General features: G+C 64.7%; 19 protein-coding genes. 11 read left to right on the top strand and 8 right to left on the bottom strand.

Annotated features, from left to right (window positions below; translation table 11 throughout):
• Positions 1-3: 3 nt before the first annotated feature.
• Together gyrA and mtnA are read right to left on the bottom strand one after the other, a co-directional pair.
• Positions 4-2,796 (bottom strand): DNA gyrase subunit A, encoded by a 2,793-nt coding sequence (gene gyrA / locus LRS11_RS20220; RefSeq protein WP_260494625.1) that lies wholly within the window; start codon positions 2,794-2,796, stop codon positions 4-6.
• A 236-nt stretch (positions 2,797-3,032) separates the two neighbouring features.
• On the bottom strand, positions 3,033-4,112 hold the full coding sequence (gene mtnA / locus LRS11_RS20225) for an S-methyl-5-thioribose-1-phosphate isomerase (protein ID WP_260494626.1): 1,080 nt from the start codon (positions 4,110-4,112) through the stop codon (positions 3,033-3,035).
• Between the two features lie 105 nt (positions 4,113-4,217).
• Here mtnA and LRS11_RS20230 point away from each other — a divergent pair, with 105 nt between their 5' ends.
• The 5 genes from LRS11_RS20230 to LRS11_RS20250 all read left to right on the top strand — a co-directional run bounded on the left by LRS11_RS20230 (position 4,218) and on the right by LRS11_RS20250 (position 8,863).
• Complete coding sequence (locus LRS11_RS20230; protein WP_260494627.1) at positions 4,218-5,552, top strand: TRZ/ATZ family hydrolase; 1,335 nt, start codon at positions 4,218-4,220, stop codon at positions 5,550-5,552.
• 11 nt (positions 5,553-5,563) lie between these two features.
• Positions 5,564-6,262 carry a bifunctional 2-polyprenyl-6-hydroxyphenol methylase/3-demethylubiquinol 3-O-methyltransferase UbiG gene (gene ubiG / locus LRS11_RS20235; protein ID WP_260494628.1) on the top strand — a complete coding sequence of 233 codons (699 nt, stop codon included), beginning with the start codon at positions 5,564-5,566 and terminating at the stop codon, positions 6,260-6,262.
• Between the two features lie 5 nt (positions 6,263-6,267).
• Positions 6,268-6,939: an N-acetylmuramic acid 6-phosphate phosphatase MupP gene (gene mupP / locus LRS11_RS20240; protein ID WP_260494629.1), complete on the top strand. Its 672-nt coding sequence runs from the start codon at positions 6,268-6,270 to the stop codon at positions 6,937-6,939.
• Between the two features lie 49 nt (positions 6,940-6,988).
• Positions 6,989-7,729 carry a YciK family oxidoreductase gene (locus LRS11_RS20245; RefSeq protein ID WP_260494630.1) on the top strand — a complete coding sequence of 247 codons (741 nt, stop codon included), beginning with the start codon at positions 6,989-6,991 and terminating at the stop codon, positions 7,727-7,729.
• Between the two features lie 207 nt (positions 7,730-7,936).
• Positions 7,937-8,863: a GGDEF domain-containing protein gene (locus LRS11_RS20250; protein ID WP_260494631.1), complete on the top strand. Its 927-nt coding sequence runs from the start codon at positions 7,937-7,939 to the stop codon at positions 8,861-8,863.
• 94 nt (positions 8,864-8,957) lie between these two features.
• Here the strand turns inward: LRS11_RS20250 and rluB are convergent, their stop codons facing one another.
• The 6 genes from rluB to LRS11_RS20280 all read right to left on the bottom strand — a co-directional run bounded on the left by rluB (position 8,958) and on the right by LRS11_RS20280 (position 13,677).
• Positions 8,958-10,154, bottom strand: a complete 1,197-nt coding sequence (gene rluB, locus LRS11_RS20255) for a 23S rRNA pseudouridine(2605) synthase RluB (protein ID WP_260494632.1) — start codon at positions 10,152-10,154, stop codon at positions 8,958-8,960.
• A gap of 123 nt (positions 10,155-10,277) precedes the next feature.
• Positions 10,278-10,463: a DUF1289 domain-containing protein gene (locus LRS11_RS20260; protein ID WP_260494633.1), complete on the bottom strand. Its 186-nt coding sequence runs from the start codon at positions 10,461-10,463 to the stop codon at positions 10,278-10,280.
• A 91-nt stretch (positions 10,464-10,554) separates the two neighbouring features.
• Positions 10,555-11,352 (bottom strand): SMC-Scp complex subunit ScpB, encoded by a 798-nt coding sequence (gene scpB / locus LRS11_RS20265; protein WP_260494634.1) that lies wholly within the window; start codon positions 11,350-11,352, stop codon positions 10,555-10,557.
• Positions 11,353-12,051: a segregation and condensation protein A gene (locus LRS11_RS20270; protein WP_260496964.1), complete on the bottom strand. Its 699-nt coding sequence runs from the start codon at positions 12,049-12,051 to the stop codon at positions 11,353-11,355.
• Between the two features lie 110 nt (positions 12,052-12,161).
• Positions 12,162-12,794, bottom strand: a complete 633-nt coding sequence (locus LRS11_RS20275) for an L-threonylcarbamoyladenylate synthase (RefSeq protein ID WP_260494635.1) — start codon at positions 12,792-12,794, stop codon at positions 12,162-12,164.
• A 13-nt stretch (positions 12,795-12,807) separates the two neighbouring features.
• Positions 12,808-13,677 carry a PHP domain-containing protein gene (locus LRS11_RS20280; RefSeq protein WP_260494636.1) on the bottom strand — a complete coding sequence of 290 codons (870 nt, stop codon included), beginning with the start codon at positions 13,675-13,677 and terminating at the stop codon, positions 12,808-12,810.
• A 65-nt stretch (positions 13,678-13,742) separates the two neighbouring features.
• Between LRS11_RS20280 and LRS11_RS20285 the strand changes: the two genes are divergently transcribed.
• The 6 genes from LRS11_RS20285 to LRS11_RS20310 all read left to right on the top strand — a co-directional run bounded on the left by LRS11_RS20285 (position 13,743) and on the right by LRS11_RS20310 (position 17,786).
• The gene (locus tag LRS11_RS20285) at positions 13,743-14,333 is read left to right on the top strand and encodes a septation protein A (RefSeq protein WP_260494637.1); all 591 of its coding nucleotides are present in this window, start codon (positions 13,743-13,745) and stop codon (positions 14,331-14,333) included.
• Position 14,334: 1 nt separating this feature from the next.
• Positions 14,335-14,634, top strand: a complete 300-nt coding sequence (locus LRS11_RS20290; protein ID WP_182833222.1) for a YciI family protein — start codon at positions 14,335-14,337, stop codon at positions 14,632-14,634.
• Between the two features lie 72 nt (positions 14,635-14,706).
• A complete protein-coding gene (locus LRS11_RS20295; RefSeq protein ID WP_260494638.1) occupies positions 14,707-15,117 on the top strand; it encodes a hypothetical protein in 411 nt (136 codons plus the stop codon).
• 10 nt (positions 15,118-15,127) lie between these two features.
• On the top strand, positions 15,128-15,805 hold the full coding sequence (locus LRS11_RS20300; RefSeq protein ID WP_260494639.1) for a response regulator transcription factor: 678 nt from the start codon (positions 15,128-15,130) through the stop codon (positions 15,803-15,805).
• Between the two features lie 114 nt (positions 15,806-15,919).
• On the top strand, positions 15,920-16,366 hold the full coding sequence (locus LRS11_RS20305) for a Spy/CpxP family protein refolding chaperone (protein WP_260494640.1): 447 nt from the start codon (positions 15,920-15,922) through the stop codon (positions 16,364-16,366).
• 88 nt (positions 16,367-16,454) lie between these two features.
• Positions 16,455-17,786, top strand: coding sequence for a HAMP domain-containing sensor histidine kinase (locus tag LRS11_RS20310; protein ID WP_260494641.1), 1,332 nt, complete (start codon positions 16,455-16,457; stop codon positions 17,784-17,786).
• Positions 17,787-17,832 lie beyond the last annotated feature (46 nt).

Here is a 17,832-nt window from a genome sequence, read left to right on the forward strand (position 1 = left end):
CTCTCACTCTTCGTCGCTTGGGGCATCTACCGAGGTCTCGCCCTCGTCCGCCGCTTCCACTGATTCGGCATCAGCGCCTTCGGCAAGCACTTCGCCGTCCAGCTCTTCGCCTTCGATCTCGTCGTCATCCACGCCGGAGGGCTCCTGCACGCGTTCCAGACCCACCAGCGTCTCGTCGGCAGCCAGCTTGATCAGGATCACGCCCTGGGTGTTACGACCCAGGCAGCGCAGCTCGTCGACGCGGGTCCGTACCAGGGTGCCCTGGTCGGAAATCATCATGATCTCCTCGCCGTTCTGCACCTGGATGGCACCGATCAGGTTGCCATTGCGCTCGTTGATGACCATGGCGATCACGCCCTGGCCACCACGACCGCGGCGCGGGAACTCGGCCATCTCGGTGCGCTTGCCATAACCACGGGCAGAGGCGGTGAGGATCTGCGCACCGGCTTCCGGGATCAGCATGGAGATGATGCGCTGGCCTTCCGGCAGGCGCATGCCGCGCACACCGCGGGCGGTACGGCCCATGGTGCGCACCTTGCTTTCCTTGAAGCGGATGACCTTGCCGCCATCGGAGAACATCATCACTTCACGGGCACCGTCGGTAACGGCGGCAGCGATCAGGGTGTCGCCCTCTTCCAGGCGCAGGGCGATCAGGCCCGAGCTGCGCGGCTTGCTGAACTGCACCAGCGGAGTCTTCTTCACGGTGCCGTTGGCGGTGGCCATGAACACGTAGGTACCGGTCGGCTCGTCGGCGCTGTCGTCATCGGCGTCTTCGTCGTCGCCGACTTCTTCGATGACTTCTTCCGCCTCGACCAGCACGCCTTCGATCACGTCGTCGCCATCTTCACCTTCCGGCGCTTGCTGGCGTACGGCTTCCAGGTCGACCTGGAGCATCGCGGTGATGCGCTCGCCCTCATCCAGCGGCAGCAGGTTGACCAGCGGACGGCCACGGGCGGTACGCGAGGCTTCCGGGATCTCGAAGGTGCGCAGCCAGTAGACCTTGCCCTTGCTGGAGAACAGCAGCAGGGTGGCGTGGCTGTTGGCGACCAGCAGGTGTTCGATGTAGTCCTCGTCCTTCACCCCGGTAGCCGACTTGCCTTTGCCGCCGCGACGCTGGGCCTGGTAGGCATGCAGCGGCTGGGACTTGGCGTAGCCGCCGTGGGAGATGGTCACCACGCGCTCTTCTTCGGTGATCAGGTCGGCGATGGTCAGGTCGGTCTGCGAGGCCATGATCTCGGTACGACGGGCGTCGCCGAACTCGGCCTTGACCTTCTCCAGCTCCTCGCGAATCACTTCCATCAGGCGCGTGGCGCTGGTCAGGATGCGGATCAGCTCGCCGATCTGGGTGAGGATCTCCTGGTACTCGGCCAGCAGCTTCTCGTGTTCCAGGCCGGTCAGGCGGTGCAGGCGCAGCTCGAGGATGGCCTGGGCCTGCTCGGGCGACAGGTAGTACTTGCCTTCGCGCAGACCGTATTGCGGATCCAGATCGTCCGGACGGCAAGAATCGGCACCGGCGCGCTCGACCATGGCCTCCACGGCGCTGGATTCCCAGGCGGCGGCGATCAGGCGTTCCTTGGCGTCGGCCGGAGTCGGCGAGGTCTTGATCAGCTCGATCACCGGGTCGATGTTGGACAGGGCAACTGCCTGACCTTCAAGGATGTGGCCACGCTCACGGGCCTTGCGCAGCTCGTAGACGGTCCGCCGAGTCACCACTTCGCGGCGGTGACGAATGAACACCTCGAGCATGTCCTTGAGGTTCATCGTGCGCGGCCGGCCATCGACCAGGGCCACCACGTTGATGCCAAACACGCTCTGCATCTGGGTCTGGGCGTAGAGGTTGTTGAGGATCACCTCGGGCACTTCACCGCGACGCAGCTCGATGACCACGCGCATGCCGTCCTTGTCGGACTCGTCGCGCAGTTCGGTGATGCCTTCGAGCTTCTTCTCTTTGACCAGCTCAGCGATCTTCTCGATCAAGCGCGCCTTGTTCAGCTGGTACGGCAGCTCGGTGACGATGATCTGCTGACGGCCACCGACCTTGTCGATATCCTCGATCTCGGTCCGGGCCCGCATATAAATGCGGCCACGGCCGGTACGGTAGGCCTCGATGATGCCGGCACGACCGTTGATGATGCCCGCGGTGGGGAAGTCCGGGCCGGGGATGTACTGCATCAGCTCGTCGACGGTGAGCTCGCCGTTGTCCATCAGCGCCAGGCAACCGTCGATCACTTCGGAGAGGTTGTGCGGCGGGATGTTGGTCGCCATGCCCACGGCGATACCGCTGGAACCGTTGACCAGCAGGTTGGGGATCTTGGTCGGCATGACCGCCGGGATCTGCTCGGTGCCGTCGTAGTTGGGCACCCAGTCGACGGTTTCCTTGTCCAGGTCGGCCAGCAGCTCATGGGCCAGCTTGGCCATGCGCACTTCGGTGTAGCGCATGGCTGCGGCGTTGTCGCCGTCCACCGAACCGAAGTTGCCCTGGCCATCGACCAGCATGTAGCGCAGCGAGAACGGCTGGGCCATGCGCACGATGGTGTCGTACACCGCCGTGTCACCGTGGGGGTGGTACTTACCGATGACGTCACCGACCACACGGGCAGATTTCTTGTACGCCTTGTTCCAGTCGTTACCCAGCTCGCTCATCGCAAACAGCACGCGACGGTGCACGGGCTTCAAGCCATCACGCGCATCCGGCAGGGCGCGACCAACGATTACGCTCATCGCGTAGTCGAGGTAGGACTGTTTCAGCTCGTCTTCGATATTGACCGGGAGGATTTCTTTGGCCAGTTCGCCCATGAGAAGCCTGGTTCCTTTTTCTGGTGAAACCCCGTCACACCCATCCTGGGCGGGACCGGAGTCCGCCGTTGTCACTCTTGTTCAGCAGCGACTCACGGCAAATCAACGAGTTAAGCTAACAATTCGCGCGAATGAACGGCCATCTACAGGCCGTCCGGAAAACTGCCGGAGGTTACCACAATAGGCGCCGCAGACCTACCCCAGCGGGCAGGCCTGACAATGCGGGGGACGAGCTGTCAGTGCAGGCGCTTGCGGCACATCAGTTGCGCCATTTTCGCCGCATCGGGCCGCTCGACTATGCCTTTTTCGGTGACAATCACATCGATCAGGTCGGCCGGGGTGACATCGAACACCGGGTTGTAGGCATCGACATTGGCGGCAATCCGCTGACCGCCGACATCCAGCAGCTCGCGGCCGTCGCGCTCCTCGATGGGAATGTCCTCACCATCTTCCAGACCCATGTCGATGGTCGAACTGGGCGCCACCACCATGAAGCGCACGCCGTGGTGCATGGCGCAGACGGCCAGCTGGTAGGTGCCGATCTTGTTGGCCACATCACCATTGGCGGTAATGCGGTCGGCGCCGACTATGACCCAGGTGATGCCACGGGTCTTCATCAGATGCGCCGCAGCGGAATCCACATTCAGGGTGACCGGTACGCCCTCACCCTCCAACTCCCAGGCGGTCAGGCGCGAACCTTGCAGCCAGGGCCGGGTTTCGTCGGCATACACGCGCTCGACCAGACCATCCAGGTACGCGGCGCGAATCACCCCCAGCGCGGTACCGAAACCGCCGGTGGCCAGGGCGCCGGTATTGCAGTGGGTGAGAATACTCTGCGGGCTGCCCTGGTGCTTGCGAATCAGCTCCATGCCGAGCTGGGCCATGGTCAGATTGGCTTCGCGGTCGCTTTCCAGGATACCCAGCGCCTCCACCTCCAGCGCCAGCAGCGGGTCTTCCCCGGCTTTCAGGCGCTGCAGGCGTTCACGCATGCGCTCCAGAGCCCAGAACAGGTTGACCGCCGTCGGCCGGGAGTCGGCCAGCACGGTGAAATCCCCTTCCAGCTCCACCTGCCAGTCGGCATCGCCTTCGGCCAGACGCGCCCGCGCACCCAACACCAGGCCGAACGCTGCGGCAATACCGATGGCTGGCGCACCCCGCACCACCATCTGGCGAATGGCCTCGGCCACCCCGGCAGCGGAGTCATACACCAGCCAGGTTTCCTCGCGCGGCAGCAGACGCTGGTCGAGCAAGTGCAGCTTGCCATCTCGCCACTCAATGGCCTTTACCTTCTCAGCCGCCAGCAATTGCTCACGCATGGCCCACCCCACTTGCAGAAACGAAAAGCGGCGGATTATAGCGAGCCGCCGCCGGTATCGCTCAGTTATACTGCCGCCACCTTTTTAATGCCCGGATATCACACCATGCCCGACCAGCGCGCGCCGCTCGACCTGCTGCTCCTGCCCACCTGGCTGGTGCCGGTCGAGCCTGCCGGGGTGGTGTTGCGCGAGCATGGGCTGGGCATCCGCGATGGCCGCATCGCCCTGATCGCGCCACACGCCGAAGCGCTCAAGCATCCGGCCAAGGAAGTGCGCGAGCTGCCGGGGCATCTGCTCACTCCCGGCCTGATCAACGCCCACGGCCATGCGGCGATGACCCTGTTCCGCGGCCTGGCCGATGACCTGCCGCTGATGAGCTGGCTGCAGGACCATATCTGGCCAGCCGAAGCCAAGTGGGTCGACGAGGAGTTCGTGCGCGATGGCACCGAACTGGCCATCGCCGAACAGCTCAAGGGCGGCATCACCTGCTTCTCCGACATGTACTTCTTCCCGGAAGTGGCCAGCGAGCTGGTGCACAAGAGCGGCATCCGCGCGCAGATGACCATTCCCGTGCTGGACTTCCCCACCCCTGGCGCACGCGACGCCGACGAGGCGCTGCGCAAGGGCCTCAAGCTGTTCGATGAACTCAAGCTGCACCCGCGGATCAAGATCGCCTTCGGCCCGCACGCGCCCTACTCGGTGAGCGACGACAAGCTGGAAAACGTACGCATGCTGGCCGAGGAGCTGGACGCCGGCATTCATATGCACGTGCATGAGACCGCCTTCGAGGTGCAACAGAGCCTGGAGCTGCATGGCGTGCGCCCGCTGCAGCGGCTGGCCAACCTCGGCCTGCTCGGCCCGCGATTCCAGGCCGTGCACATGACCCAGATCAGCGACGAAGACATCGCCCTGCTGGTAGAAAGTAACAGCAGCGTGATCCATTGCCCGGAGTCCAACCTCAAGCTGGCCAGCGGCTTCTGCCCGGTGGAAAAGCTCTGGCAAGCTGGCGTCAACGTCGCCATCGGCACCGACGGCGCGGCCAGCAACAACAACCTCGACCTGCTCGGCGAAACCCGTACCGCCGCCCTGCTGGCCAAGGCCGTGGCCGGCAGCGCCACCGCCCTGGATGCCCACAGCGCGCTGCGCATGGCCACCCTCAACGGTGCGCGCGCCCTCGGCCTGGATGAGCAGACCGGCTCACTGGAGCTGGGCAAACTGGCCGACCTGGTCGCCTTCGACCTCTCCGGCCTGGCCCAGCAACCGGTCTATGACCCGGTGTCGCAACTGATTTACGCCGGCAGCCGCAGCTGCGTGCAGCACCTGTGGGTCGGCGGCAAACAACTGCTCGACCAGGGCCGCCTGAGCCGCCTGGACGAAGACCGCATCATCGCCAATGCCCGCGCCTGGGGCGCGCGCATTGCTGACAAGCATTCGATTTGAAGGAAAGCCCCATGAGCAACGTCGACCACGCCGAAATCGCCAAATTCGAAGCCCTCGCCCACCGCTGGTGGGACCGCGAGAGCGAGTTCAAGCCACTGCACGATATCAACCCATTGCGGGTCAACTGGATCGACGAGCGTGTCGGCCTGGCTGGCAAGAAGGTGCTCGACGTCGGCTGCGGCGGCGGCATCCTCAGCGAATCCATGGCCCAGCGGGGAGCAACGGTCATGGGCATCGATATGGGCGAAGCGCCGCTGGCCGTGGCCCAGCTGCACCAGCTGGAGTCCGGGGTGAACGTCGAATACCGGCAGATCACCGCCGAAGCCCTGGCCGAGGAAATGCCCGGTCAATTCGATGTGGTCACCTGCCTGGAAATGCTCGAGCACGTACCGGACCCGTCCTCGGTGATCCGCGCCTGCTACCGCATGGTCAAGCCCGGCGGCCAGGTGTTCTTCTCCACCATCAACCGCAACCCCAAGGCCTACCTGTTCGCCGTGGTCGGCGCCGAATACCTGCTGCGCCTGCTGCCACGCGGCACCCATGACTTCAAGAAGTTCATCCGCCCCTCCGAACTGGGCGCCTGGAGCCGCGCCGCCGGCCTGACCGTCAAGGACATCATCGGCCTGACCTACAACCCGCTGACCAAGCACTACAAGCTGGCCAGCGACGTGGACGTCAACTACATGATCCAGACCCTGCGCGAGGAGTAAGGCGCATGCGCTTGCGAGCCGTACTCTTCGACATGGACGGAACCCTGCTGGACACCGCCCCGGACTTCATCGCCGCGTGCCAGGCCATGCTCAAGGCGCGCGACCTGCCGGCCGTGGACGACCAATTGATCCGCGACCAGATCTCCGGCGGCGCCCGCGCCATGGTGGCCGCCACCTTTGCCATGGACATCCAGGCCGAAGGTTTCGAGGCCCTGCGCCTGGAGTTCCTCGAACGCTACCAGCAGCACTGCGCCGTACTCAGCCGGCCGTTCGCCGGCATGCCCGAACTGCTTGCCGATATCGAGCAGGCCAAGCTGATCTGGGGCGTGGCGACCAACAAGCCCGTGTGCTTCGCCGAACCGATCATGCAGCAGCTGGGCCTGGCCGAGCGCTCGGCAGTGCTGGTCTGCCCGGATCACGTCAGCCGCAGCAAGCCGGACCCGGAAATGCTCCTGCTGGCCTGCCAGAAGATCGGCGTACAGCCCGGTGAAGTGCTGTTCGTCGGTGACGACGCGCGCGACATCGAAGCCGGCCGCGCCGCTGGCTGCAAGACCGCCGCAGTCACCTATGGCTACATCCACCCGGACGACAACCCGCGCCACTGGGGGGCCGACGTGGTAGTGGAGCATCCCCTGGAATTGCGCGGCGTGCTCGACCGCGCCCTGTGCAGCTGCTGAACGTCGCATCCACGACCGTTCGGCCACACTTATTTAGAGAGACTTCCGCATGTTTGACTACCAAGCCCGCCCCGACCTGCTGCAAGGCCGGGTGATTCTGGTCACCGGTGCCGGCCGCGGTATCGGCGCCGCTGCCGCCAAGACCTTCGCCGCCCATGGCGCCACCGTATTGCTGCTGGGCAAGACCGAAGCCAACCTGACCGCGGTGTACGACGAGATCGAAGCCGCCGGCCACCCGCAACCGGCGGTGATCCCGTTCAACCTGGAAACCGCCCTGCCGCACCAGTACGACGAACTGGCCGCGATGCTGGAAAGCGAGTTCGGCAAGATCGACGGCCTGCTGCACAACGCCGCCATCATCGGCCCACGCACGCCGCTGGAGCAGCTATCCGGTGACAACTTCATGCGCGTCATGCAGGTCAACGTCAACGCCATGTTCATGCTCACCAGCACCCTGCTGCCGTTGCTCAAACTGTCGGATGACGCCTCGGTGCTGTTCACCTCCAGCAGCGTCGGACGCAAGGGCCGCGCTTACTGGGGCGCCTATGCGGTGTCCAAATTCGCCACCGAAGGCCTGATGCAGACCCTGGCTGACGAAGTCGACGGCATCAGCAACGTGCGCGCCAACAGCATCAACCCCGGCGCCACCCGCACCAGCATGCGCGCCCAGGCCTACCCGGGGGAAAACCCGGCGAACAACCCCGAGCCTGAAGCCATCATGCCGGCCTATCTGTACCTGATGGGCCCGGACAGCAAAGGCGTCAATGGTCAGGCTTTCGACGCGCAGTAACACTGCAACAGTGCCGCCGGTTTTCCGGCGGCAACCTTCCGTGACCGGCATCACATTGCCACCATCACCGCCAAACAACCGGCAACGGCTTGCCGCAAGACCGCAAATAATTCAGCTAAACCAATGAAATAAAACAACTTTATTGAATTGGCATGGAACTCGCTATAGCTCACCCATCACAGCGCCCAGCGCCAGAGGTTGAGTTCCATGGCTCCGCACAATCAGTCCAACACCATCGATTTCGACGCCGCCAAGCTGCAACGCCTCGGCTATGCCCGTGCGGCACAGCAGGTTCTGAAGCCGGTCAGCCTGGCGCAACTGCGCCAGCAACTGGGCATGCAGCTGCAGACCTCGCTGGAAGTCGACCGCATCCTCGAACTGTTCTTCCGTGAAGTGCAGCGCCTGGTGCCGCTGGGCGCACTGAGCTACCAACTGGCCTCCTGCGACCTGCGCCTGGAACTGGGCGAACGCGCCAACCACTCGGCCGGCTACCGCCTCAGCCACGAGGGCGAGTACCTCGGTGAACTGGTATTCCGCCGCAACCAGCGCTTCAGCGAAGACGAGCTGGGCCAGCTGGAATCGCTGCTGGCCAGCCTGCTGTTCCCGCTGCGCAACGCCCTGCTCTACCGCGCCGCCCTGCAGACCGCCTTGCGCGACCCGTTGACCGACACCGGCAACCGCATCGCCATGAACCAGGCCCTGCAACGCGAGATCGACCTGGCGCGACGCAACCTGCAACCGCTGTCGGTACTGATGCTGGACATCGACCACTTCAAGCGGATCAACGACAGCCACGGCCACATCACCGGCGACGAAGTGCTCAAGGCCGTGGCCGGCGCCCTGAAGAACAGCCTGCGCAACATCGACATGGTGTTCCGCTACGGCGGCGAGGAATTCATGGTGCTGCTCTCCAACACCAACCGCGAAGCCGCCGCCATGGTCGGCGAGCGCCTGCGCATGGCGATACTGGAGCTGCAATACCTGGTGGAAAACCGCGCCATCGACCTGACCATCAGTATCGGCTGCGCCACCCTGCTGGCAGGTGAGTCGGTCGACAGCCTGCAACGCCGCGCCGACAACGCGCTGTATGTGTCCAAGCGCGAGGGGCGTAATCGCCTGTCCATGGCAGGATAATGCCTACTGCGCTTGCTCATGCTGCGCTCGCTACGGCTTTCCGACACCGCATAAAAAAGGGGCTCCGCAGAGCCCCTTTTTTATTTGCCTAGATTCAGCGCTTGCGGCCAAAACCCGGACGCTGCCCATCGCCACTCGGGCGTGGCTTGCGTGCCGGACGCTCGCTCGACTCGTTGGCCGGGCGCGGCGTGCGCTTCTTGTTCACGTCTGCCGGACGCTCGGCCACCGCCGAACCACGCCCACCTTCACGCCGCTCACCGGAGTCCTTGCGTGGCGCACGTGGCGCGCGCGACTGCTCGCCACCCTCTTTGCGCGGGCCGCGCGGAGCACGTTCAGCACTTTCGCCACGCGGTGCGCGGGCCGGGCGCGGAGCATCGGCGCCGGCACTGAGATCCAGCGACGGACGCAGCACGCGCTTGGGCCGCTCGCCCTTGCCCAGCGGACGGGCCGATTTGCGCTGCAGGCGGTCGAGCTTGTCGCGCATCTTCTCTTTCATGGCGGGCAGCGCCACCGATTGCAGGCCGACTTCCTCGCTGAGGATGTCGATCTCGCGCTGGGTCAGTTCGCGCCAGCGGCCCATGGGCAGGTCGGAGGTCATGAACACCGGGCCGAAACGCACGCGTTTCAGGCGGCTGACCACCAGGCCCTGGGACTCCCACAGGCGGCGCACTTCACGGTTGCGCCCTTCCATCACCACGCAGTGATACCAGTGGTTGAAACCGTCGCCGCGCGGCGCTTCCTTGATGTCGGTGAACTTGGCCGGGCCGTCTTCCAGCATCACGCCGGCCTTGAGCTGTTCGATCATCTCGTCGGTGACTTCGCCACGCACACGCACCGCGTATTCGCGGTCCATCTCGTAGGAGGGGTGCATCAGGCGGTTGGCCAGCTCACCGTCGGTGGTGAACATCAGCAGGCCGGTGGTATTGATGTCGAGACGACCGATATTGATCCAGCGCCCTTCTTTCGGTCGTGGCAGGCGATCAAATACGGTGGGGCGGCCTTCCGGGTCGTCGCGGGTGCAGATCTCGCCTTCCGGCTTGTTGTAGATCAGCACGCGGCGCACGCTTTCCGCCATTTCTTCGCGTTTCAGCAGATGGCCGTCAACGCTGATGGCGTCGTGCAGATCGACGCGCGCACCGAGGGTGGCGATCACGCCATTGACCTTGACCCGGCCCTGGCTGATCCACTGCTCGATATCGCGACGGGAACCTTGACCCATGCGGGCCAGGACTTTCTGCAGCTTCTCGCCGCTGGGGCGGACTTGTTCGCTGTCGACTTCGTGTTCACTCATGCTCGGCACCTCCCGGTGTATTCAGTGATGAGGACGACGCCCGCTCGAATCGAGCCAGCGCCAAAAGGGGTCGCGCATCATACGCGGATAGTTACCCGGACGCACGGGCAGACTATAGACCGCCTAGCGGGATTTGCCCCGCCCCTTGGTCTTGAGCACCCGCAGGCGCTGGGCGGCTTCTACCAACACGACCCTGCGTTCAGCCTTGTCGAGCTTCTTCCAGGCCTTGATCTCGCGCTTGCTGCGCCCGCAACCGAGACAAATCTCATCGGCGAACTTGCAGATATCGATGCAGGGATTCTTGCTCATGCCGGCAACCTGTATAGGGAAAGCCCGGCCAGCATAAAGGCGTGGATCACAGCGGCAGGATTGAACGTCTCAATCCTGCCGATGGAGTATTTCAATGCAGGGGATCCTTGGCATCCAGGTCGACCAGCGACTCGTCGGCAGTCTCGGATTCAGCTTCGATCTCATCGTCCAGGGCCAGGTCGTCGAAGTCGGTCTTCAACCCCTGCTCCATGGTATCCAGCTCGGCCAGCAGGCTACGGAAGCTGGTTTCGTCGCGCGGCTCGGCCGCTTCTTCTGCGCCAGCGGCATCGGCACGCGCCTGCAGACCAGCCGGCACCGGCAAGTCGTCTTCCAGCGCCAGCATCGGCTCAGGCTCCAGCTCGCGCAGCTCGGCCAGGGTCGGCAATTCGTCGAGGTTCTTCAGGTTGAAGTGGTCGAGGAACTGCCGGGTGGTGGCCAGCATCGCCGGCTTGCCGGGCACGTCACGATGGCCGACCACGCGAATCCACTCGCGCTCCAGCAGGGTTTTGACGATCTGGCTGTTGACCGCCACGCCACGGATATCCTCGATCTCGCCACGGGTGATCGGCTGGCGGTAGGCGATCAGCGCCAGGGTTTCGAGCATGGCCCGCGAATAGCGCTGCGGCCGCTCTTCCCACAGACGGCCGACCCAGGGCGCAAACTTCTCGCGCACCTGCAGGCGATAGCCGGAGGCGACTTCCTTCAGCTCGAAGGCCCGCCCCTGGCAGGAGGCGGCGAGAATGCTCAGGGCATCGCGGATGGTCGCCAGCTCCGGGCGCTCGGCTTCGTCGAACAGCTCGCAGATGCGCTCCAGCGATTGCGGTTTGCCGGAGGCCAGGAGAAATGCTTCCAGCAGGCTGGCCAGCTCTTGGGGGTCGCTCAGATTCATCTATTCGGCTCGGGCACGCACGTGGATGGGCGCAAAGGCTTCATTCTGCACCAGCTCTACCAATTGCTCCTTGATCAGTTCCAGCACCGCCATAAAGGTCACCACCACGCCGAGGCGCCCCTCCTCCACCGCAAACAGCTCGACGAACGGCACAAAAGCGCCGCCCTTGAGGCGCTCCAGCACCTCGCTCATGCGTTCGCGGGTGGACAGCACCTCACGGGTGATCTGGTGGCTCTCGAACATGTCGCCCCGCCGTAGCACTTCGGCCATGGACAGCAGCAGCTCTTCCAGGCTGACGTCCGGCAACAGCTTGCGCGCCCGCGCCTCGGGGGCGTCGAGCTTGGGCACGGTGAGGTCGCGACCGACCCGCGGCAACTCGTCCAGACCTTCGGCAGCGGCCTTGTAGCGTTCGTATTCCTGCAGGCGACGGATCAGTTCGGCGCGTGGGTCGTCTTCCTCGTCTTCGACTTCGCTGGAGCGCGGCAGCAGCATGCGCGACTTGATCTCGGCGAGCATGGCAGCCATCACCAGGTACTCGGCGGCCAGTTCCAGGCGCACCGACTGCATCAGCTCGACATAGCCCATGTACTGCTTGGTGATCTCGGCCACCGGGATATCGAGGATGTCGATGTTCTGTTTGCGGATCAGGTACAGCAGCAGGTCGAGCGGGCCTTCGAAAGCCTCAAGGAAGACTTCCAGGGCATCCGGTGGGATATACAGATCGAGCGGCAGCTCGGTAACGGCCTGGCCGTAGACCAGTGCAAACGGTAGTTCCTGCTGGGCGCCGGCCTGCACATCGACGGCCTCACTCACGCCTCGGCCTCCTGGAAGGGGCTGGGATCGCCGCAACCGACACGGAATACTTCCGGCTCGCCATCGGCCAGGTTGACCACGGTGGAGGCCTCCAGGCCGCCGTAGCCGCCATCGATGACCAGGTCGACATGGTGTTCGAGCACCTGGCGCATCTCGTAGGGATCGCTCATCGGCAGCTCTTCGCCAGGCAAAATCAGGCTCACGCTCATCAGCGGCTCACCCAGCTGCTCGGCCAGCGCCTGGGCGATCGGATGGCCCGGCACGCGCAGACCAATGGTGCGGCGCTTGGGGTGCAGGAGCATGCGCGGCACTTCACGGGTGGCATTCAGGATAAAGGTGTAAGGCCCCGGGGTATGCGCCTTGAGTACGCGGAAGGCAGCGGTATCGACCTTGGCGAACAGGCCGATCTGCGACAGGTCGCTGCATACCAGGGTGAAGTTGTGCTTGTCGTCCAGCTGGCGCAGACGGCGGATGCGCTCGACCGCGCCCTTGTCACCGATCAGGCAACCGATGGCGTAGGAAGAGTCGGTCGGATAGACCACCACGCCACCACCGCGGATGATTTCCACGGCCTGCTTGATCAGGCGCGCCTGCGGGTTTTCCGGGTGCACCTGGAAGAACTGACTCATGACCTCTCCCTGTTCAGAGGGCAGTAATATTCGGGCTGTGGACATCACTGAAGCGCTCCCACAAAGGTGGCAGATCTTCGGGTAACGGACGGTACATGCCCAACTCCGACCAGTCGCCCGGTGCATGGAAATCACTGCCGACGCTGGCCAGCATGCCGAATTCTCGCGCCAGAATGGCCAGACCGCCAACCTGTTCGGCCGGTTGCAGGCCATTGACCACTTCCAGCGCATGACCGCCGGCGGCGATGAAGTCGGCGACCAGACGGCGCCGCTTGCTACGGGTGAAATCATACTGCCAGGGGTGCGCCAGGCTGATCCAGGCGCGCGCCTCGCGCAGCGTGCCAACCGCCTGCTCCAGGGTCGGCCAGTGCTGTTTCACATCGCCCAGTTTGCCGGAGCCGAGCCACTTGCGGAATGCCTCGGCATGATCACGCACATGCCCGGCACGCACCAGGAACTCGGCAAAGTGCGGCCGCGCTGGTGCGTTGCCGCTATCACCCAGGGCCTGCTGCACGGCGCGCGCGCCCTCCAGCGCACCGGGCATGCCCTTGGCTTCCAGACGCCGGGAGATTTCCTCGGCGCGCAGCCAGCGGCCCTGGTGCAGTTCGCCGATGGCCTGCTGCAAAGCCGGGGCGTCGGCGGCGAAGGCATACCCCAATACATGAATAGTAGCGCCGCCCCAGGTACAGGACAGTTCGATGCCGTTGACCAGCTGCAGCCCCAGCTGAACCGCGGTCTGACGCGCCTCATCGAGACCTTCGAGGGTGTCGTGATCGGTCAGCGCCAGCAACTGCACACCCCGCTCATGGGCGCGCGCAACCACCACGGACGGGGCAAGAACGCCGTCCGAGGCGGTGCTGTGGCAGTGCAGATCTACTTTCATGGGGCCGCTTTCAGGGTCAATGATGTTTGTTATTATGCCGCCACATCCCGCTTCTGGCTGCCGCCGTGAAACAATTCATCGATTTCATCCCGCTTATCCTGTTTTTCATCGTCTACAAACTCGACCCACGCACCCTCGACCTGGCTGGTCACAGCTTCGAGCTGGGCGGTATCTTCAGCGCCACGGCGGTGCTGATCGCCAGCTCGGTGCTGGTCTACGGCACCCTGCTGGCCGTGCAGCGCAAGCTGGAGAAGGGTCAATGGCTGACCCTGGTGGCCTGCCTGCTGTTCGGCGGCATGACCCTGGCCTTCCACAGTGAAACCTTCCTCAAGTGGAAAGCCCCGGTGGTCAACTGGCTGTTCGCCGCCGGCTTCGCCGCCAGCCACTTCATCGGTAACAAGGTGCTGATCCAGCGCATGATGGGCCACGCAATCAGCCTGCCGCAGCCGATCTGGACCCGCCTGAACATCGCCTGGATCGCCTTTTTCATCTTCAGCGGCTGCGCCAACCTGTTCGTCGCCTTCACCTTCCACGACATCTGGGTCGACTTCAAAGTGTTCGGCAGCCTGGGCATGACCGTGCTGTTCCTGGTCGCCCAGGGCGTCTACCTGGCGCGCCACATGCACGACGAAGCCCCCCAGCAAAGTAAGGACTGACATGCTCTACGCCATCATCGCCAGCGACGTAGCCAATTCCCTGGAACAACGCCTGGCTGCCCGCCCAGCGCACCTGGCGCGCCTGGAACAGCTGAAAAGCGAAGGCCGCCTGGTGCTGGCCGGCCCGCACCCGGCGGTGGACAGCGTTGACCCGGGCCCGGCCGGCTTCTCCGGCAGCCTGATCGTCGCCGAATTCGAATCCCTGGTCGCCGCACAGAACTGGGCGGATGCCGACCCCTACCGCGCCGCCGGCGTGTATGCCAGTGTGCTGGTCAAGCCCTTCAAACTGGTACTCCCCTGAAATTTTTCTGATTCATCCGCAAGCCATCGCCACGCATAACCCATAACAACAAACGGGAAACTGGAGTTCCTCATGCGCACAGGTCCGCTGTCATTGCTTCTCACTACATTGCTGTTCGCGCCCTTGCTGGCCGCCGAAGAAGCGCCCGCAGCCCCCACCAGTGTCACCAGCAGCGTGGAACCCACGACCAACAGCAGCGACAGCCCGGCCGCCGCAGCGCAAGCAACCCCGGCAGAAAGCCCGGCAAGCAATAGCGCCGCGGCAACCGATGGCGAGCGCGACAGCGCCCTGCTCAGCCGCCTGCGCCAGGAAAACCAGCGCCTCAAACTGAAACTCAAGGAAGCCCAGGCACAGCGGCCGAATCAGCTGCTCAGCGAACAGCAGATGTGGTTCGCCGTCGGCGCCGGTACCGCCCTGCTGGCCTTCATCGTCGGCCGCCTGAGTGGCGGACGGCGTAACAAACGCCAGAGCCAGTGGGTCTGAAGCACAGCCCATGAACGAACTGCTGCTGATCGACGACGACCAGGAACTCTGCGAACTGCTGGCCAGCTGGCTGCAGCAGGAGGGTTTTCAGGTGCGCGCCAGCCATGATGGCAGCAGTGCCCGAGCGGCCCTGGCACAAGCCACGCCGGCCGCGGTGATCCTCGACGTGATGCTGCCCGACGGCAGTGGCCTGGAACTGCTCAAGCAACTGCGCAGCGAGCACCCGGAGCTGCCGGTACTGATGCTCTCGGCCCGCGGCGAACCACTGGACCGCATCCTCGGCCTGGAACTGGGCGCCGACGACTACCTGGCCAAACCCTGCGACCCGCGTGAGCTCACCGCCCGCCTGCGCGCCGTGCTGCGCCGCACAACGCCGGTAGCCAGTAGCTCACGCCTGGAGCTGGGCGACCTCAGCTACAGCCAGGTCCGTGGTGCAGCCAGCATCGGCGAACAGGAAATCAGCCTGACCCTTTCCGAAAGCCGGGTACTGGAAGCCCTGCTGCAACAGCCAGGCGAACCGGTGGACAAACAGACCCTGGCGCAACTGGCCCTCGGCCGCAAGCTGACCCTCTACGACCGCAGCCTGGACATGCATGTCAGCAACCTGCGCAAGAAGCTCGGCCCGCATGCCGATGGTCGCCCGCGCATCGTTGCCCTGCGTAGTCGCGGCTATTACTACAACGCCTAACCCTGACAGCCTGTCTTTACCGAGCCTTTACCCTTGCCTGACTGCGCTTGACCTTGCCGTCCCTAGACTGGGCTCATCCGGTAATCCACCGGCATCGAGACAAGGAGACACACCATGCGCAAGACCCTGATCGCCCTGCTGCTTGCAGGCGCCCTGCCGACCCTGGCGCTGGCCATGCCCGAAGGCGGCCCCCGCGATAACCAACACTGCGGCCAAGACGGCATGCGTGGCGAACACCGAGGCCCGGGCATGCGCATGTTCAAGGACCTCGACCTCAGCGCCGAACAGCGCGCGCAGATGGGCGAACTGATGCGCGAGCGCAAGAACGGCCCGCAGGAGATCACCCAGAAGTACCTGGACAAGCTGTCGGAAACCGACAAGCAGGCCCTGCACAAAGAACTGGAAAACGCGCGCCTGGAACACGATAAGGCGATCCGCGCCATCCTCACCCCGGAGCAGCAGAAGACTTTCGACGCGCACAAGGCGGAAATGGACAAGCGCCGCGCCGAGCGTGAAGAATTCGCCGCCTGGAAAGCCGAGAAAGACAGCGAGGCCGAGTGACGGGGCGGCAGCACGCTGCAGCGACCGGCCAAACCCTACCGCCCGACCTGCCCCACGGCAGGCCGGGCCTTTTGCTTGAGGAACGCCCGTGTCTTCACTGTTCTGGCGCATCTTTGCCAGCTTCTGGCTGGCCATCGTCCTGGTTGCCGGGCTCTCCATCCTGCTCGGCCGAACGCTCAACCAGGATAGCTGGATCATCAACCAGCACCCGGCCCTGGACAACCTGCCCGAGCGCTGGAGCCAGCGCTTCGAAGAACAGGGCGCGCAAGCCGCACAGGACTTTCTCGAGCGGCGCAAGCGGCGCTTCCACATCGACATCCAGGTGCTAGACGACAATGGCGAGCCCCTGGTACGCGGCACCTTCCCGCCCCGTGCCGCCGCGTACGAGGCCCGCCAGCACAATGAACGACGCCTGCCCTGGCGGCGCCTGACGGCCGAATACACCAGCCCGAGCAGCGGTAATACCTACCTGTTCATCTACCGTATCCCGCATCCAGAACTGGAAGCCTGGCACCGCGGCAGCCTGCTTCTACCCCTCAGTGCCCTGGGCATAGCCCTGGTGGTGCTGACCGCGCTCAGCCTGCTGCTGACCCTGTCCATCACCCGTCCGCTCGGGCGCCTGCGCGGCGCCGTGCACGACCTCGGCCAGACCGTCTACCAGCAGCACAGCCTGGCGCGCCTGGCCGGCCGGCGCGACGAGTTCGGCGTGCTGGCGCGCGACTTCAACCGCATGGGCGCCCGTCTGCAAGGGCTGATCGGCAGCCAGCGCCAGTTGCTGCGTGATGTGTCCCACGAACTGCGCTCACCGCTGGCGCGCCTGCGCATCGCCCTGGCCCTGGCCGAACGGGCCGAACCGGCGGAACGCGAAAAACTCTGGCCGCGCCTGGGCCAGGAGTGCGACCGCCTGGAAGACCTGATCAGCGAGATTCTCGCCCTCGCCCGCCTGGATGCCGAGCCGGGCACCGCGCAAGCGATCGACCTGGACAAGCTGCTCGACGCCCTCAGGGAGGACACGCGCCTGAGCGCTCCCGAGCAACAACTGCAGATCCACATGGACAGCCGTCCGCTGCCCTTGCAGGGCTGGCCGGACATGCTCGGACGGGCACTGGACAATCTGCTGCGCAATGCCCTGCGTTTCAATCCGCTCGGGCAGCCGATCGAAATCAGCGTACAGCGCCAGCCGCAGCAGTTACTGATCAGCGTGCGCGATCACGGCCCCGGAGTGCCTGCGGATTTACTGGACAAGCTCGGCGAACCCTTCTTCCGCGCACCCGGCCAAAGCGCCGCCGGCCACGGCCTGGGCCTGGCCATCGCGCGGCGGGCAGCGGAACGGCATGGTGGGCAGTTGACGCTGGCCAATCATGCGCAGGGCGGCTTTATCGCCACCCTGGTATTGCCGCTGGTGGCACAGCAAGCATAGGCCTGGATGGCGCTGGCTCGGGAATACGGCCACACCGTCGCCACCG

Origin of the sequence: Pseudomonas sp. J452 (assembly GCF_024666525.1) — a bacterium.
Lineage (GTDB): Bacteria > Pseudomonadota > Gammaproteobacteria > Pseudomonadales > Pseudomonadaceae > Aquipseudomonas.

What these genes read in the sequence shown, in the direction of transcription:
- gyrA (WP_260494625.1), bottom strand. Translation starts at nt 2,796, where the DNA reads ATGGGCGAACTGGCCAAAGAAATCCTCCCGGTCAATATCGAAGACGAG.
- mtnA (WP_260494626.1), bottom strand. Translation starts at nt 4,112, where the DNA reads ATGCGTGAGCAATTGCTGGCGGCTGAGAAGGTAAAGGCCATTGAGTGG.
- LRS11_RS20230 (WP_260494627.1), top strand. Translation starts at nt 4,218, where the DNA reads ATGCCCGACCAGCGCGCGCCGCTCGACCTGCTGCTCCTGCCCACCTGG.
- ubiG (WP_260494628.1), top strand. Translation starts at nt 5,564, where the DNA reads ATGAGCAACGTCGACCACGCCGAAATCGCCAAATTCGAAGCCCTCGCC.
- mupP (WP_260494629.1), top strand. Translation starts at nt 6,268, where the DNA reads ATGCGCTTGCGAGCCGTACTCTTCGACATGGACGGAACCCTGCTGGAC.
- LRS11_RS20245 (WP_260494630.1), top strand. Translation starts at nt 6,989, where the DNA reads ATGTTTGACTACCAAGCCCGCCCCGACCTGCTGCAAGGCCGGGTGATT.
- LRS11_RS20250 (WP_260494631.1), top strand. Translation starts at nt 7,937, where the DNA reads ATGGCTCCGCACAATCAGTCCAACACCATCGATTTCGACGCCGCCAAG.
- rluB (WP_260494632.1), bottom strand. Translation starts at nt 10,154, where the DNA reads ATGAGTGAACACGAAGTCGACAGCGAACAAGTCCGCCCCAGCGGCGAG.
- LRS11_RS20260 (WP_260494633.1), bottom strand. Translation starts at nt 10,463, where the DNA reads ATGAGCAAGAATCCCTGCATCGATATCTGCAAGTTCGCCGATGAGATT.
- scpB (WP_260494634.1), bottom strand. Translation starts at nt 11,352, where the DNA reads ATGAATCTGAGCGACCCCCAAGAGCTGGCCAGCCTGCTGGAAGCATTT.
- LRS11_RS20275 (WP_260494635.1), bottom strand. Translation starts at nt 12,794, where the DNA reads ATGAGTCAGTTCTTCCAGGTGCACCCGGAAAACCCGCAGGCGCGCCTG.
- LRS11_RS20280 (WP_260494636.1), bottom strand. Translation starts at nt 13,677, where the DNA reads ATGAAAGTAGATCTGCACTGCCACAGCACCGCCTCGGACGGCGTTCTT.
- LRS11_RS20290 (WP_182833222.1), top strand. Translation starts at nt 14,335, where the DNA reads ATGCTCTACGCCATCATCGCCAGCGACGTAGCCAATTCCCTGGAACAA.
- LRS11_RS20295 (WP_260494638.1), top strand. Translation starts at nt 14,707, where the DNA reads ATGCGCACAGGTCCGCTGTCATTGCTTCTCACTACATTGCTGTTCGCG.
- LRS11_RS20300 (WP_260494639.1), top strand. Translation starts at nt 15,128, where the DNA reads ATGAACGAACTGCTGCTGATCGACGACGACCAGGAACTCTGCGAACTG.
- LRS11_RS20305 (WP_260494640.1), top strand. Translation starts at nt 15,920, where the DNA reads ATGCGCAAGACCCTGATCGCCCTGCTGCTTGCAGGCGCCCTGCCGACC.